Here is a 14049-nt window from a genome sequence, read left to right as displayed (position 1 = left end):
CTGTAGAAAAGGCGTTAGCACTTAAGCCTGACGTTATCACGATGGATGTTGAAATGCCGGTACTTGATGGCATTTCCGCCGTGCGTGAGATTATGCAGCAGCAGCGCATTCCAATTCTGATGTTTTCGTCGTTAACACATGAAGGGGCAAAAGCGACACTGGATGCACTTGAGGCTGGTGCTGTCGATTTTCTGCCAAAGAAGTTTGAAGACATCGCACGCGATAAAGATGAAGCCGGTCAGTTACTACGGGACAGAGTCAGAGCCGTTGCCCGTAAACGACAACTTGGCAGGTCAACGTTTTCAAGCACATTAAGTCAACGTGCTGAGTCAACGTCTGCACCTCGGCTCAGCGAGCGGCCGGCGCTAACGCGTAGCAGCTTCGAGCGGCCTAAGCTCAGTGAGCGCGTTGGTTCATCAACCACACGTTTTCAGGCAAGCGGAAAGCAGTATAAATTGGTGGCTATTGGTACCTCTACCGGTGGCCCGGTTGCATTGCAGCGCATTATCACCGCGCTACCTGCCGATTTTCCGTTACCTATCGTACTGATTCAGCATATGCCCGCTGCATTTACCGGTGCTTTTGCCCAGCGCCTTAATTCACTGGCTAAAATTGAAGTATATGAGGCGAAAGATAATGATGTGCTCCGGCCTGGCGTTGCCTATCTGGCACCGGGCGGTAAGCAAATGCTGATTGAAGGCAGTGAGCGTGAGGCTCGTCTGCGGGTTAAAGAAGATGATTCACCACGTATCACTTTCAAACCCAGCGTGGACATAACCTTCGCCACAGCCGCTAAAGTATATGCAGATAAAGTATTGGCGGTTGTCCTGACCGGCATGGGAGCCGATGGCAGGGAAGGCGCCCGTTTACTTAAACAAACCGGTTCTAAAATATGGGCTCAGGATGAAGCCAGTTGTGTGGTGTATGGCATGCCTCAGGCAATAGCTGCTACCGGGTTGATGGATGTGGAAGTCAGCCTTAATGACGTTGCGTCGCGCCTGATAACGGAAGTGACACATGGATAAACTGGCTGTCAGTGGTTTTTTGCTGGCAATAGTGGCGGTTGCCGGTGGCTTTGTTATTGAAGGCGGCAGTCTTACAACCTTACTGCATTTTCCTGCGTTTCTGATTGTGTTTGGCGGAACTATCGGCGCTGTTATGTTGCAAACGCCGGTAAGTCAGTTTCAGCTGGGGCTTAAAATGCTGCCCTGGGTTATCAGGCCCAATCATGTGCCACTCGAGCACACCGCTGAGCGCATTGTGCACTGGGGTAGCGCGGCACGTGGCAGCGGTTTCCTGGCACTGGAAAATGATGCGCTGGCGGAGCAGGACCCATTTTTACATCGCGGCCTTAATTTATTGGTCGATGGTGTTGAACCCAGCGCCTTGCAGGACACGTTGGACGCTGAGTTAACACTTGAGCGGGAGCGTTTATTGCGTGGCGCCCGTATTTTTGAAGCCATGGGCGGCTATAGCCCGACAATCGGTATCGTTGGCGCAGTGCTGGGGTTAATCCAGGCCATGGCCAATATTTCTGAACCGGAATTACTCGGTATGGGCATTGCGACTGCGTTTGTTGCAACCATATACGGTGTAGGGTTTGCCAACCTGGTGTTTATTCCAGTTGGTAACAAACTAAAGAGTCTGGTACACCAACGCACTTTATATCATGAATTGATAATTGAAGGCCTGGTGTCTATCGCTCATGGTGAAAACCCCCGAAATATAGAGCGTAAGCTGTCTGCTTATCATCCGGGATAACGCCTATGTATCGTCATAAGCAAAAGCATTCACAGGTAGAGCCAGAGCAACTGGACAGGTGGCTGGTGTCTTATGCTGACTATATGACATTAATGTTTGCACTCTTTGTTGTATTGTATGCGATGGCGATTGTTAAAGAAGAACAATACAGCGTATTAGCCGACAGCCTGACCCGGATGTTCGAAAAGCCTGAGCAGTCTGGTACCGGTGTACCAGGGCAGTCTGTGCTGACAACTCCCGCGCAACAAAGTGAACTTGACCTGTACGGTACGTCTTTGGAGCAGGCGAAAGGGCCTGAGTTGGTTGCAGATGCTACCCGTCTGTCAGATGTTTCACAGCGTTTGCTGGGTAGTCCGCTGCAATCGGTAGAACAGCAATTGACAAAGGCGTTAGCCAATTTGCTGGAGCAGGGGCTGGCAAAGTTACAGCAAGACCAAAACTGGTTAACTATTGAATTAAGCAGTGGTTTGCTGTTTGCCAGTGGCAGTGCAACTGCCACACCGTCTGCCAGAACGTTGCTGACTGAGATCACCCGTGTCATTAATCCGATCAATAACTTTATCCGGGTGCGTGGTTATACCGACGATCAACCGATCAATAATGAGCTCTTTGCCTCGAACTGGGAATTATCAGTAGGCAGGGCAACTTCTGTACTGAGGTTACTGGAACAACTGGGTACAGCACCACAGCGTCTGGCAATTGAAGGATATGGCCAGTATTATCCGTTTGATCAGAATGACAGCGCAGAGGGGCGAGCGGCAAATCGTAAAGTTGTGATCGCGATATCCCGTTATGGTTATCAGCCGCCAACAGCGTCAGAAAACAGTGATACGCCAGGCCGTACTGAAGATGCCGGTGTTTTACAGCGCCAGTTGGAGCAGGTTTCACAGCAAGATGGCAGCATAAAAGTCATAGCGTTACCCGGTGGAGGCATCCGTATTACTACGCGAGAAGACAACCCCGATGTCGTACCGCCAGAACAACAGGAACCCTGAAGTGGTTATTTGGACAGTTGCAAATCAGAAAGGCGGTGTAGGTAAAACCACCACTACTGTTACGCTAGGTGGCTTGCTGGCACAACGAGGCTATAAAGTCTTATTGGTCGATACTGACCCGCATGCTTCGCTAACCTACTATTTTGGTATCGATGCCGAAGAGCTGGAGGTCAGTGTTTACGACATCTTTATTCGCGGTAAAGATATCAGTAGCGAAGAGATCATGCAGTCATTGTGCCCCAGTGGCATGGCAAATCTGGACATACTGCCATCTTCAATGGCACTGGCGACGCTGGACCGTTCTCTGGGTAGTAAAGGTGGTATGGGGTTGATGCTGAAAAAGGCATTACAGAAAATAAAGAAAGAATATGACTACGTGCTGATCGACTGTCCGCCGGTAATGGGGGTGTTAATGGTCAATGCCATTGCCGCCTGCGACCGGATCCTTATCCCAGTGCAAACTGAGTTTCTGGCACTGAAAGGTTTGGAGCGGATGATAGCCACAATGGCGCTGATGCGTACTTCTCAGCAAAAAGAATACGCTTATACTATTATCCCTACCATGTATGATAAGAGAACCAAGGCCTCTCTTGAGGCCTATAAAGAGCTCAAGGTGAAGTATCAGGACCGGGTATGGTCTGCAGTGATACCAGTCGATACCAAGTTCCGTGATGCCAGTCTGGCGCAGACACCGCCAAGCGAGTTCGCTTCGGCATCACGTGGTGTGTTTGCTTATAACACGCTGCTTACTTATCTGCTGCAGTTGGCACCGGAGTCAGCATGAGCAACTTAATCGCCAGTCAGAAGGTCATGCAGCATTATCTGGCTGCTTTGTTAACCGAAGACGAGCAGACAGAACAGGTGGTGCTGGCTGAGCAGAAAAAGCAGCAGCTAAATGAGCTTTTGTCACAGGCCGTCGTATCGGCCAGTCCTGAAGTGACAAAAGCACCGGTACAGGTGGATACTAAAACCCAGGCGAAAGCGGATACGGACGCTCAGGCTCTGGCAGCATTAAAACAGCGTTTTGCAGTAGCGGAAAAAACACAGCAGTTGCAGCAACGTGATGTGCCGGTAGCGGAGCGTTTAGCAGCGACAATTAAAGCAGAACCTGAGCAACCTCAGGTTGTTACACCGGTACTGAAGGATTATCGCCAGGGCAAATTTCAGGCGCTGTTCTTTGACGTAGCCGGGTTGAAAGTAGCAGTGCCATTGAAGGAACTCGGTGGCATTCACCAGATGGGTAAAATTAGCAGCCTGATTGGTAAGCCGGAATGGTTTAAAGGTGTAATGCTGTACCGTGAACAGAAAATCAATACTGTCGATACGGCTTGTTGGGTCATGCCAGAAAAGTATGACGCCATGCTGCAGGAAAAGCTAAACTATCAGTATGTTATTATGCTTGGTAACAGTGACTGGGGATTATGTTGCGAAACACTGATTAATACCTATGTGCTGGAACAGGATGATGTAAAGTGGCGTGAAGTCGGTGGCAAACGGCCCTGGATGGCTGGTCTTATTAAAAAACATATGTGTGTACTGATAGATGTTGACGCTATGATAGATTTGTTAAACCGTGGTCTGGATATCAGTGCCTAAACGGGAAGGTTTTAATACAGGAGCTGTGCATGAGTAATTTAACCAAGCAGTCTGCTAAAAACAGTGAAGCTGCAGACATTGTGTTGCAATGGGTAACATTTAAGCTGCAGGAGGAAACCTACGGTATCAATGTAATGCAGGTGCAGGAAGTACTGCGTTATACCGAGATTGCACCGGTACCCGGCTCGCCAGACTATGTATTAGGCATTATTAATTTGCGCGGTAACGTGGTAACGGTTATTGATACCCGGTCCCGTTTTGGCCTCGAACCTGCCGAAGTCACGGAAAACAGCCGGATTGTTATTATTGAAGCCGAAAAACAAGTTATCGGTATTCTGGTCGACAGCGTTGCTGAGGTGGTGTACCTGAAATCTTCTGAAATTGATACCGCGCCGAATGTTGGAACAGAAGAAAGTGCCCGCTTTATTCAGGGCGTATCAAACCGCGAGGGTGAGCTACTGATCCTGGTAGATTTAAATAAACTACTTAGTGATGAAGAGTGGGAAGAGATCAGCTCGATCTAACTATGATGATGTGGCTCGCTGTAACAGTTCAGGCTGTATTGCTACTGGTGTTGGTTGTAGCCGCTTACCTGTGGGCCCAAAGCCTGAAGCGGCGCACGGCCGGGCAGCTTGAGCTGCTGGAGAAGCGCATTGAGTTCAGTGCCAGGCAGCAGGAACAAGCTAAGTTTGAAGTCGAGGAATTACGCTCTGGCATCATTGGTGTCGGGCAGCGGGTATTGCAGCTTGAATCTACTCTAACTCAACTAAGCAATCAGCTCAGCTCGTCAATGCAGGAGCTTTCTGACAAGCAACAAGCGATGGAGATGACTGATCCGGAATCTAAAATATACAGCCGGGCGATGAAAATGGTACAGCTGGGTGCAGATCTGGATGAAATCATGCGCGAATGCGAATTACCCAGAGCGGAAGCAGAGTTACTGTTTAATCTGCATCAGCAAAAAAGACAGTTATAGCGGAAGTTCTCAGCAGACATTGTGGGTGTCGCGATATAATTTTATGTTTTAAAATCAATTCGTTGATGTATGTTATGCCAGTCTTTGGGGAACTTGCCCTGTAGTACATACGAAAACGCTATTAATTCTGCAATGACAATATAAAGCTGCGGGGGGATTTGCTCCCCAAGCTCCAGCTGACTCAACAGTTTGCTTAACTCTTCGTCCTGATGTATCAGCACACCGTGCTCCCGCGCCAGTGCAACGATATCATCGGCCAGATCGCCATGACCCTTTGCTGTAATAGTGGGCGCCTGTTTATCGGCATATTGCAGTGCGGTCGCGGTTTTATATGGTTTATCATCAGTCATTCTGTTTTATCACACCTTTATTGCCAGCAAACTGTTAGCCCGGGGCAGCAAAGTGTCCGGAATTTTCCCCAGCACGCACTCTGCTTCACTAACGACCAGGCCCTGCATAGTACAACGATCTTTCAGTATGGGTAAGAAGCGGTCCGCCAGCAGCTTTGCTTCTTGCTGCTCAGTGTAAAACTGTAACTGTAGTTGCTGTTGTTGCAGCTTGGCTACGACCAGCAGCGACCCCAGTTGTTGTAGTTCAAACCGCATTGTCAGTTGCCACTGTGTCTCTTTCCCTTGCTGCTGTTTGCCGTCTGCCTCACGCTGTTCTAATTGTATCTGGCTAAATACCGACTGATCGCCCTGTTGCAGCGGCAGCTGCAGTAACAGATGCTGTTGTGTAGCCTGATTACTGTCCAGGGTTGCCAGTTGGCTTTGTTGTAAGGCACTGCTATGGCTGGCTAGCTGGCGAAGCAGGTTGCTGGCTTGAGCTGGCTCCAGGGTATTAATCAACTGGGCCAGTTTTTGGTTTGCAGGTTGTAGTGCCGCATTTTGTGGCTTTTGCATCAGATGACCAAGCAGTAACTGAATCGCTACCGCCAGTGCGCCACCACTGGTCTGAACATTTGGTTGGTTTTGCAGCGGCTGAAACTGCAACAGGCTTTGTAGTTGCGAGACCAGTTGAGCGGCAGTTAAGACTTTACCGCCATCCGGCTGACTTTGCCTGACCAGTTGTAGTACTTGCTGCACCGGTGGTGGCAGTTCAGGCAGCTCTGCTAACAGGTCAGCGCGGCTGGATAACAGAGGCAACAGATTGCGCCAGGCCTGCTGTACCACTTGCTCCAGGCTGTGCGCGCTAGGTTGTGGCTTCATTGTTGCAGTCTGGCTGCTGGCTCCCGGCGCGACAAACTGCAGCGCGCGGTTGCTATCCTGTGGTGATACTGAAAGTTGCAGCTGAGTTTTTTGTGGTATCAGCTGTAGCTGTGCGGGTTGGGCAGATGGCTGTAGCTGTAGCTGATAGCTGCCGGAAATGTCGGTACGGGCAGCAATAACCGGTTTCAATATTGGCATTACCGGATGTTGGCTATTGGTGGTATTGAGTTGCAGCTGATTGAAAGCGTGGAATAGCTGGCGCATCAGTATCTGTTGTTGAGGCTTATCAAGCAGAGTAACGCCAGGGGGTTGCCCCTGTGCTGCGCCGAGTAACAGATTCGCACTGACCGTTTTATCATTACTGGTAAGCTGTAACACTACGGTCAGTTGATTTGAATGGCTGCTGCTAAGGGCATTTGCCAGGCTGCTTTGTGCGTCAGCTTTCATTGGCAGAGCCGGTAGTGCGGGCAGCTGTACCATAAAGTTGTTGCCCTGAGTCTGCAGTTTAGCGGTAACCAGCGCTGCGCTGCTATTGATGTCATTGCTTTTAAGTAAAGTGGCAGTGCTCTGGTTGCTGTACAAAGCAATCAGCAGCGCCCGCAGTTGTTGTGGCTGCAGTGTCAGCGTAACCGGTGCTGCGCTGTTTTGCAGACTAAGCCTTATCTGACCATCAGGTTGTGGCTGAAACTGTACTTGTACCGGTAACTTTTGCAGCCGCGCGTTGTGAGCAAGTTGTTGCTGTGTCGCTGGATTCTGTATTTGTTCGGTCAGATTGCGCTGCACCAGTTGTTGCAGCGAGGCGGAAGCCGATGCCGGCAGATCTATCTGTAATGTACCCTGTGGTGAAGGAAGTTGTAGGCGAAAACCCTCGCTGCTCAGCTGCTGGATCTGCCCCTGATATACCTGTGCAACAACAAGCTTCAACGCGCCGGTGTCCGCAGTGGCGCCGGGAGCCAGTTGTAATAGCTTATCCAGATTGATCTGGTTCATATTTTTACCTGTTTTTCCTTCACTCAGATATTCCACCGCATTCGTATTATGCCGTCAGTGTGGTAATATGCGCCCAATTTTTACTGTCGTCGATAGCCAGAGATTAGTGAGCACACCACAACCTTATCCCGTACCCACCGACGAATTGCTGTTGCATGGCGCTGGCCTGTGTTGTATCCGCCAGGACAGGGTGCTGTTTGAGCAGCTGGATGTCAGGGTGCATGCGGGCGAGTTAGTTCAGATCGCCGGAAAAAATGGCGCCGGTAAAAGCTCGCTGCTGCGCATTCTGGCTGCCCTTGTAGCACCTGATGATGGCGTGCTGTCCTACCACCAGCATCCGTTAACATCGGTAAGCAGTGATTATGCCGCTAATCTTTGTTATATCGGCCACCAAAGCGGCATTCATGAGCAATTGACAGCACTGGAGAACCTCAGTTTCTGGCGTTCTGCGTCGGGGATAGCACAGGCCGATGATTTCGCGTTGCTGGCCAGGCTTGGGTTGGCAGGGCTGGAGGATATTCCCTGCCGAATGTTGTCGGCAGGGCAACAGCGCCGGGTATCACTGGCAAGGTTATGGTTCACCAGGCGTCAGTTATGGATACTGGATGAACCCTTCACTGCGTTAGATCAAACCGCTATCGCCATGCTACAGCAACATTTTGCAGAGCATTTGCAACAAGGCGGCGCCATTGTGCTGACAACTCATCAAAGCCTCAGCATGGCATTTGCCCGCCAAACCACACTGGAGCTGGCGTACCGATGGTAGCACTGAGTAGTTTTGTGCAGCGGGAGCTGCGTTTGCTGGCGCGGCAAAAAGCAGACTGGCTTAATCCGGTGTTGTTTTTTGTGATTGTCCTGAGTTTGTTCCCACTGGGCGTGGGGCCTGAGCCCAACTTACTGCGCCTGATGGCACCCGGCATTGTCTGGATCGCTGCCTTGCTAAGTGTACTGCTGGCCGCGGAACGGTTGTTTAAAGACGATTATCGTAATGGCGTGGTTGAGCAACTGGTCGCAGCGCGTCAGCCATTGCTGAGCTTTGTGCTGGCCAAGTTGTTCACCAACTGGCTCAGTACCGGTTTGCCGCTGGTGCTGCTATCGCCACTGGTGGCGTTACTGCTTAATATCAACAGTGCCGAGTTTGTGGCAATGTTACTGACATTGCTGCTGGGGACGCCGCTACTCAGTCTGCTCAGTGTTATGGGCGCGGCACTGACGGTATCTGCCGACAAAGGTGGTATTTTACTGGCACTGCTTATTCTGCCGCTGTATATTCCTTTGCTGATTTTTGCCAGCTCTGCAATGGAAGCTGCGGCAATGGGGCTGCCTTATCATGGTCAGCTCGCTATTATGCTGGCCATGTTATTGTTTGCAATGGCGCTCATCCCATTGGCGGTGATTAGCGCATTAAAACTGAATGTGAGCTGATATGTTTAAGTGGTTGCATCCTTACGCCAAGCCTGAAACCGTATACCGGTTGTGTGGCCGTTTCTATCCGTGGTTAATGCTGTCTGGCGTTGCCCTGTTAGCCCTTGGCAATATCTGGGGGCTGGCATTTACCCCGCCTGATTATCAGCAAGGCGACAGCTACCGTATCATTCATATTCACGTGCCATCGGCGATTATGTCGATGGGCACTTACTCTGCTATGGCGATTGCGGCCTTTATTGCTCTGGTATGGCAGGTTAAGGTTGCGCAGTGGTCAGTTACTGCAATAGCGCCGATAGGGGCGGTCTATACTGCTATAGCCCTGATAACCGGTATGGCGTGGGGCAAACCTATGTGGGGCACCTGGTGGGTATGGGATGCCAGACTGACGTCAGAGCTGATTCTGTTATTTTTGTATTTAGGCGTTATCGCGCTCAGTGGCGCCTTTTCTGATCGCCAGACCGGTGCCAAAGCGGCCTCTTTACTGGCGGTAATTGGTGTTATTAACCTGCCGGTTATCCATTTTTCAGTGGAATGGTGGAACACTTTGCATCAGGGCGCGTCTATCACCAAATTTGCCAAACCATCTATTGATCCCAGCATGCTATGGCCACTGCTGATCAGTATTTTTGCGTTTAAAGTATTGATGCTGGCTCTGGTGTGCCTGCGGTTGCGTACTGCAATATTGCAAAACGAGCAGCACCGGCCCTGGGTGAAAGCCTTGGTAGAGGAGTAACTATGTATTTTCAGTCGATGACAGAGTTCTGGGCAATGGGCGGTTATGGCCTTTTTGTCTGGTTATCATTTGGAATTACCTACGCATTGCTGGCGCTGCTTACCGGCTACAGCCATTATCAGCATAAGCAGTTCAAACGCAATTTGTCAGCCCGACTGGCCCGCGAGCAGCGTGTGAAGCAGTATCAGGAGCAAGTTAAATAATGCAACCAAGACGTCAGAAGCGGTTAGCGGCGGTAATACTGGTTATTGCGCTGTTAACCGGCGCCGTAGCAGCGATGTTATATGCACTGCAGCAGAATATTGATTTGTTCTATACCCCATCGCAATTAGTTGAAGGGCTTGGCAAAGACAAAGTGAAACCGGTACCCGGCCAGCGTTTACGTATCGGCGGTATGGTGGTGCCAGGTTCAGTGCAGCGCGATCCTAATTCGCTCAAAGTCAGTTTTGATCTGGTTGATACCGGCCCGCTGGTGCGGGTGACCTACGAAGGCATATTGCCGGATTTATTCCGTGAAGGGCAGGGTATAGTTGCTCAGGGTATCCTGGTTGATGCGACCACTATTGACGCCAGCGAAGTATTGGCGAAACACGATGAAGAGTATATGCCGCCAGAAGTAGCAGAAGCGCTAAAAGGGATTAAACATGTACCGCCATCGCAGCAAAGCGCTGGCGAAACGCAAGCAAAAGAAGGACGTTACTAGATGATCGCTGAAGCCGGTCAGCTGGCCCTTACGTTTGCTTTTGCTCTGTCTTTGCTGCTGGCCGTCGTGCCGTTGTATGGCAGTTTTACCGCGCGCCAGAATATGTTGTTGCTGGCCAAGCCACTGGCATTTGGCCAGTTTATATTCAGTCTGCTGGCGATGGCGGCGCTGGTGTATGCATTTCGTACCAGTGACTTTACTGTCATCAATGTGGCGCAAAACTCCAGCTCTACGTTGCCCTGGTATTATCAGGTAACCGCCAGTTTCGGTTCGCACGAGGGCTCAATGTTGCTGTGGGTACTGATGCTGGCTGGTTGGACAGCACTGGTCGCGCAGTTTTCCAAGGCATTGCCTTTACTGCTGCAAGGGCGGATTTTAGGTATTTTGGGGCTTATCAGCGCTGGCTTTATGGCGTTTTCGCTGTTTATGTCAAACCCCTTTGCCCGCAGTTTGCCGTTTTATCCGGTAGAGGGGAGGGACCTGAACCCGTTATTGCAGGATTTTGGCATGATCATGCACCCGCCGACATTGTACATGGGCTATGTCGGTTTTGCCGTAGCCTTTGCCTTTGCGCTGGCAGCGTTAATCAGCGGTCGCTTTGACAGTGTCTGGGCCCGTTGGGTGAGGCCCTGGGCGCTGTCGGCCTGGTTGTTTCTGACGCTGGGGATTATGCTCGGCAGCTGGTGGGCTTATAACGAACTGGGTTGGGGCGGCTGGTGGTTCTGGGACCCGGTTGAAAATGCCTCTTTTATGCCCTGGTTGGCCGGTACAGCACTGATCCATAGCCTGGCAGTAACAGAAAAACGCGGTACCTTTAAAAGTTGGACAGTACTGCTGGCACTGGCAGCCTTTGCGCTCAGTTTGGTCGGGGCTTTTTTGGTGCGCTCGGGCGTATTAGTGTCGGTACATTCTTTTGCGACAGATCCGGGCCGCGGCCTTTATCTGTTGGCATTTTTGCTGGTTGTGGTCGGCGGCTCATTACTGCTCTATGGCAGCCGGATGAATTCTGTACGCAGTCAGGCGCGTTATCAGCTGTTTTCGCGGGAAATGTTGCTGTGGGGCAATAATATTTTCCTGCTGACAGCCTGCCTGATTGTTTTCCTTGGTACCTTATTCCCGCTGTTTCATAAAGAACTGGGGTTAGGGTCTATTTCTATCGGAGAGCCATTCTTTAATCAGATGTTTTATTACCTGACCATACCTTTTGCCCTGTTACTCGGGCTTGGTCCCTGGGTGCGCTGGAAGCAGCAACAAGTGCTGCCATTAGTCCGTCCGCTTGGGTTGGTTGCGGTTGCGGCGTTGATGATAGCACTGGGCGTACTGGCCAGTATGCAAAGTGTACAGGCGAATCTGGCACTGCTTGGCATGTTATTAGGTGCCTGGGTGGGCATATCAGCCCTGGCCGAGGTGATGCTGCGTGCGCGCCAGTTCGGATCCGTCAGTAAGGGCCTTACCAAACTGAACGCCAGCCATTATGGTATGACGGTTGCGCATATCGGTTTCGCGGTGTTAGTGATAGGTGTGGCAATGACCAAAACCTACACCATCGAGCGCGATGTGCGCATGCAAGAAGGTGATACTGCTGAAGTTGCCGGTTATCAGTTCACACTGACAGAGGTGTATGATCTGAACGGCCCTAACTATGGTGGTCAGGCGGCTGAGCTTGATGTGCGCCAGCATGGAAACTATGTTACCCACCTGCATGCCGAAAAGCGTTTTTACCGTATCCAGCGCACGGTCATGACAGAATCTGCCGTGCATGCCCGTTTAAGCCGGGATCTATACGTATCGCTTGGCGAAGAGTTGCCAGATAACGCCTGGGCGCTTCGTATCCAGGTTAAGCCCTTCGTGCGCTGGATTTGGCTTGGCGGCCTGCTTATGGCTATAGGTGCTTTGCTGGCACTGGCCGATAAACGCTACCGGCGCAAAATAACAGAACCGGGAGTAAGCCATGCGTAAAGTACTGTTTTATGTGCCATTGCTGGCATTTCTGGCGTTAGCACTGTTTTTATTAAGTGGGCTTTTTTCCGATCCGCGTGAGCGGGAGTCTGCCAGTCTGAATAAAGCGTTACCCAATTTTGCGCTGGCTGATTTAATGCAGCCCGATACCATCTGGACACCGGAAAAATTAAAAGGTGAAGTATTTTTATTAAACGTCTGGGGCACCTGGTGCCCGACCTGTAATGCTGAACTTGGTTATCTGAGTGAGCTACGTCAGCAGGGCGTGAAGATTGTCGGGCTGTATTACGAGCTACCGCGCGATCCGGCGTTTGATGCACCCTTTGATTTAGCCGTGTTGCAGCAGGAAGTGCAGCAGAAACTGCAGCAGCAGGGCGACCCGTATCAGTTTAATATGCTCGACCTTACGCGCAGTGTATCGCTTGATCTGGGGGTCAGTGGTGCACCTGAAACCTTTATTGTCGATGCAGACGGCATAGTGCGGGCGCACCATATTGGCGACATTAACCCGGCAGTATGGCGCAGTAAGCTGGCACCGCTTTATCAGCAGTGGAGTAGCCAATGAAAACGGTTTTAGCCGCTTTACTGCTGGTTCTGTCTGGCGGAATGTTCAGTGCCGATCTTAAGGCGCAGGAAGTATTGCAGTTTGACAATGATGCGCAGCGCGAGCTGTATCAGCAACTGACTGCAGAGTTACGCTGCCCACAGTGTCAGAACCAGAATATCGCCGATTCGCACGCTGTGGTTGCGGTGGATATGCGCGAAAAAACATATCAGCTGATCCGCGAAGGCAAAGACCGTCAGCAAGTGCTGGATTATATGATTAACCGGTACGGTGATTTCGTACATTATCTGCCGCCGGTGAACCGTTATACGCTGTGGTTGTGGTTGCTGCCACTGTTGATGTTACTTGTGCTGATAGCGGTTGGCGTTTTTCGCCGCTCGCAGCAAAGCAAACAACCGGTGCAGGACATCACCGGAAATACTGCCGCAGAGCTGGATAAGCTGATTGCCCGATACCGGAGTAAAAAATGATAATTTGGCCTGTATTTGTCGCGGCATTAAGTATGTTGCTGCTGACAGCATTATGTTTGTTCTGGCCCAGAAAAACTGTGCAAAAAGCACAACAAACCGTATCTCAGCAGTTTGAAGAGCGACTGCAATTGCTGGCGTTAGCGCGCGATAGCGGTGAACTGGCTGAGCAGGATTTTGACAGTGCGGCGGCGGAGCTGAAAAGCCAGTTTCTACAGCAGCATGCTGCCAACAATTTGCACGGCAACAGCAGCTGGCGGCTGCCGGCTTTGCTGTTACTGATTGTCGCAGGCCTGGTGGGCGTTATTTATAGTGTCAGTGGGCATTATAAGCAGCTACAGGAGTGGCAGCTGGCGCAGCAGAATCTTAAGCAATATGGCGAGCGGGCACTGTTAAATCAGGGAGAGCCATTGTCTGAGCAAGAGGTTGAACGCTTTGCTTTGGCACTGCGCACCCGCCTGGCTAACGAAGGCGATGATGCTGTTGCCTGGATGCTGCTTGGCCGTATACGTTTATCACAAGGCGCAGTGGAGCAGGCCGTCGCTGCATTTGAACGGGCGCTGCTGCTGACACCCGAACGCACGCCTTTGCTGCTAAGCTACGCCCAGGCGCAGATACTGCTGGCAGACGACAATAGTTTAGCCCGCGCCGGACGCGCAGTCGCACGC

Annotated in this window: 18 protein-coding genes; 16 read left to right on the top strand and 2 right to left on the bottom strand. The window is 51.0% G+C overall.

Annotated features, from left to right (window positions below):
- From VIN66_RS17960 to VIN66_RS17930, 7 genes are all read left to right on the top strand, one after another.
- On the top strand, positions 1–1025 hold a 1025-nt coding region (locus VIN66_RS17960), incomplete at its 5' end, for a chemotaxis response regulator protein-glutamate methylesterase (RefSeq protein ID WP_331925264.1).
- The gene (locus VIN66_RS17955; RefSeq protein WP_331925263.1) at positions 1018–1761 is read left to right on the top strand and encodes a flagellar motor protein; all 744 of its coding nucleotides are present in this window, start codon (positions 1018–1020) and stop codon (positions 1759–1761) included. The genes VIN66_RS17960 and VIN66_RS17955, both read left to right, overlap by 8 nt.
- 5 nt (positions 1762–1766) lie before the next feature.
- Positions 1767–2756 (top strand): flagellar motor protein MotB, encoded by a 990-nt coding sequence (locus VIN66_RS17950; RefSeq protein WP_331925262.1) that lies wholly within the window; start codon positions 1767–1769, stop codon positions 2754–2756.
- Position 2757: 1 nt separating this feature from the next.
- Positions 2758–3540, top strand: a complete 783-nt coding sequence (locus VIN66_RS17945) for a ParA family protein (protein ID WP_331925261.1) — start codon at positions 2758–2760, stop codon at positions 3538–3540.
- Positions 3537–4352, top strand: a complete 816-nt coding sequence (locus tag VIN66_RS17940) for a chemotaxis protein CheW (protein WP_331925260.1) — start codon at positions 3537–3539, stop codon at positions 4350–4352. The genes VIN66_RS17945 and VIN66_RS17940 overlap by 4 nt, the downstream gene beginning before the upstream one ends.
- A 29-nt stretch (positions 4353–4381) precedes the next feature.
- A complete protein-coding gene (locus VIN66_RS17935) occupies positions 4382–4876 on the top strand; it encodes a chemotaxis protein CheW (RefSeq protein ID WP_331925259.1) in 495 nt (164 codons plus the stop codon).
- 2 nt (positions 4877–4878) lie between these two features.
- Positions 4879–5328: a DUF2802 domain-containing protein gene (locus tag VIN66_RS17930; protein ID WP_331925258.1), complete on the top strand. Its 450-nt coding sequence runs from the start codon at positions 4879–4881 to the stop codon at positions 5326–5328.
- A 41-nt stretch (positions 5329–5369) separates the two neighbouring features.
- Here the strand turns inward: VIN66_RS17930 and VIN66_RS17925 are convergent, their stop codons facing one another.
- Together VIN66_RS17925 and VIN66_RS17920 are read right to left on the bottom strand one after the other, a co-directional pair.
- Positions 5370–5678: an EscU/YscU/HrcU family type III secretion system export apparatus switch protein gene (locus VIN66_RS17925; RefSeq protein ID WP_331925257.1), complete on the bottom strand. Its 309-nt coding sequence runs from the start codon at positions 5676–5678 to the stop codon at positions 5370–5372.
- A 9-nt stretch (positions 5679–5687) separates the two neighbouring features.
- Positions 5688–7526: a flagellar hook-length control protein FliK gene (locus VIN66_RS17920; protein WP_331925256.1), complete on the bottom strand. Its 1839-nt coding sequence runs from the start codon at positions 7524–7526 to the stop codon at positions 5688–5690.
- Positions 7527–7593: 67 nt separating this feature from the next.
- On the opposite strand from VIN66_RS17920, the gene ccmA reads away from it, so the two are divergent.
- The 9 genes from ccmA to ccmI form a co-directional block, all read left to right on the top strand.
- Entirely contained in the window at positions 7594–8292 is a 699-nt protein-coding gene (gene ccmA, locus VIN66_RS17915) for a cytochrome c biogenesis heme-transporting ATPase CcmA (protein ID WP_331925255.1), read from the top strand.
- Positions 8286–8951, top strand: coding sequence for a heme exporter protein CcmB (ccmB, locus tag VIN66_RS17910; RefSeq protein ID WP_331925254.1), 666 nt, complete (start codon positions 8286–8288; stop codon positions 8949–8951). Before ccmA ends, ccmB begins: the two co-directional genes overlap by 7 nt.
- A gap of 1 nt (position 8952) precedes the next feature.
- Positions 8953–9687, top strand: coding sequence for a heme ABC transporter permease (locus VIN66_RS17905; protein WP_331925253.1), 735 nt, complete (start codon positions 8953–8955; stop codon positions 9685–9687).
- 2 nt (positions 9688–9689) lie between these two features.
- Positions 9690–9890 carry a heme exporter protein CcmD gene (ccmD, locus tag VIN66_RS17900; protein ID WP_331925252.1) on the top strand — a complete coding sequence of 67 codons (201 nt, stop codon included), beginning with the start codon at positions 9690–9692 and terminating at the stop codon, positions 9888–9890.
- Positions 9890–10390, top strand: coding sequence for a cytochrome c maturation protein CcmE (gene ccmE / locus VIN66_RS17895; protein WP_331925251.1), 501 nt, complete (start codon positions 9890–9892; stop codon positions 10388–10390). Before ccmD ends, ccmE begins: the two co-directional genes overlap by 1 nt.
- Positions 10391–12349, top strand: a complete 1959-nt coding sequence (locus VIN66_RS17890; protein ID WP_331925250.1) for a heme lyase CcmF/NrfE family subunit — start codon at positions 10391–10393, stop codon at positions 12347–12349.
- A complete protein-coding gene (locus tag VIN66_RS17885) occupies positions 12342–12914 on the top strand; it encodes a DsbE family thiol:disulfide interchange protein (protein ID WP_331925249.1) in 573 nt (190 codons plus the stop codon). Before VIN66_RS17890 ends, VIN66_RS17885 begins: the two co-directional genes overlap by 8 nt.
- The gene (locus VIN66_RS17880; RefSeq protein ID WP_331925248.1) at positions 12911–13384 is read left to right on the top strand and encodes a cytochrome c-type biogenesis protein; all 474 of its coding nucleotides are present in this window, start codon (positions 12911–12913) and stop codon (positions 13382–13384) included. Before VIN66_RS17885 ends, VIN66_RS17880 begins: the two co-directional genes overlap by 4 nt.
- The coding region (gene ccmI / locus VIN66_RS17875) for a c-type cytochrome biogenesis protein CcmI (protein WP_331925247.1) at positions 13381–14049 on the top strand (669 nt) is incomplete at its 3' end. The genes VIN66_RS17880 and ccmI, both read left to right, overlap by 4 nt.

Origin of the sequence: Rheinheimera sp., from assembly GCF_036568245.1 — a bacterium.
Taxonomy (GTDB): Bacteria; Pseudomonadota; Gammaproteobacteria; order Enterobacterales; family Alteromonadaceae; genus Alishewanella.
Note: the sequence above shows the minus strand (reverse complement) of the source record. Positions and strands in the feature narration are given on the sequence as shown.

Excerpts from the sequence above, each read along its gene's own strand:
- VIN66_RS17955 (WP_331925263.1), top strand. The coding sequence starts at position 1,018 with ATGGATAAACTGGCTGTCAGTGGTTTTTTGCTGGCAATAGTGGCGGTT.
- VIN66_RS17950 (WP_331925262.1), top strand. The coding sequence starts at position 1,767 with ATGTATCGTCATAAGCAAAAGCATTCACAGGTAGAGCCAGAGCAACTG.
- VIN66_RS17940 (WP_331925260.1), top strand. The coding sequence starts at position 3,537 with ATGAGCAACTTAATCGCCAGTCAGAAGGTCATGCAGCATTATCTGGCT.
- VIN66_RS17935 (WP_331925259.1), top strand. The coding sequence starts at position 4,382 with ATGAGTAATTTAACCAAGCAGTCTGCTAAAAACAGTGAAGCTGCAGAC.
- VIN66_RS17930 (WP_331925258.1), top strand. The coding sequence starts at position 4,879 with ATGATGATGTGGCTCGCTGTAACAGTTCAGGCTGTATTGCTACTGGTG.
- VIN66_RS17925 (WP_331925257.1), bottom strand. The coding sequence starts at position 5,678 with ATGACTGATGATAAACCATATAAAACCGCGACCGCACTGCAATATGCC.
- VIN66_RS17920 (WP_331925256.1), bottom strand. The coding sequence starts at position 7,526 with ATGAACCAGATCAATCTGGATAAGCTATTACAACTGGCTCCCGGCGCC.
- ccmA (WP_331925255.1), top strand. The coding sequence starts at position 7,594 with ATGCGCCCAATTTTTACTGTCGTCGATAGCCAGAGATTAGTGAGCACA.
- ccmB (WP_331925254.1), top strand. The coding sequence starts at position 8,286 with ATGGTAGCACTGAGTAGTTTTGTGCAGCGGGAGCTGCGTTTGCTGGCG.
- VIN66_RS17905 (WP_331925253.1), top strand. The coding sequence starts at position 8,953 with ATGTTTAAGTGGTTGCATCCTTACGCCAAGCCTGAAACCGTATACCGG.
- ccmD (WP_331925252.1), top strand. The coding sequence starts at position 9,690 with ATGTATTTTCAGTCGATGACAGAGTTCTGGGCAATGGGCGGTTATGGC.
- ccmE (WP_331925251.1), top strand. The coding sequence starts at position 9,890 with ATGCAACCAAGACGTCAGAAGCGGTTAGCGGCGGTAATACTGGTTATT.
- VIN66_RS17890 (WP_331925250.1), top strand. The coding sequence starts at position 10,391 with ATGATCGCTGAAGCCGGTCAGCTGGCCCTTACGTTTGCTTTTGCTCTG.
- VIN66_RS17885 (WP_331925249.1), top strand. The coding sequence starts at position 12,342 with ATGCGTAAAGTACTGTTTTATGTGCCATTGCTGGCATTTCTGGCGTTA.
- VIN66_RS17880 (WP_331925248.1), top strand. The coding sequence starts at position 12,911 with ATGAAAACGGTTTTAGCCGCTTTACTGCTGGTTCTGTCTGGCGGAATG.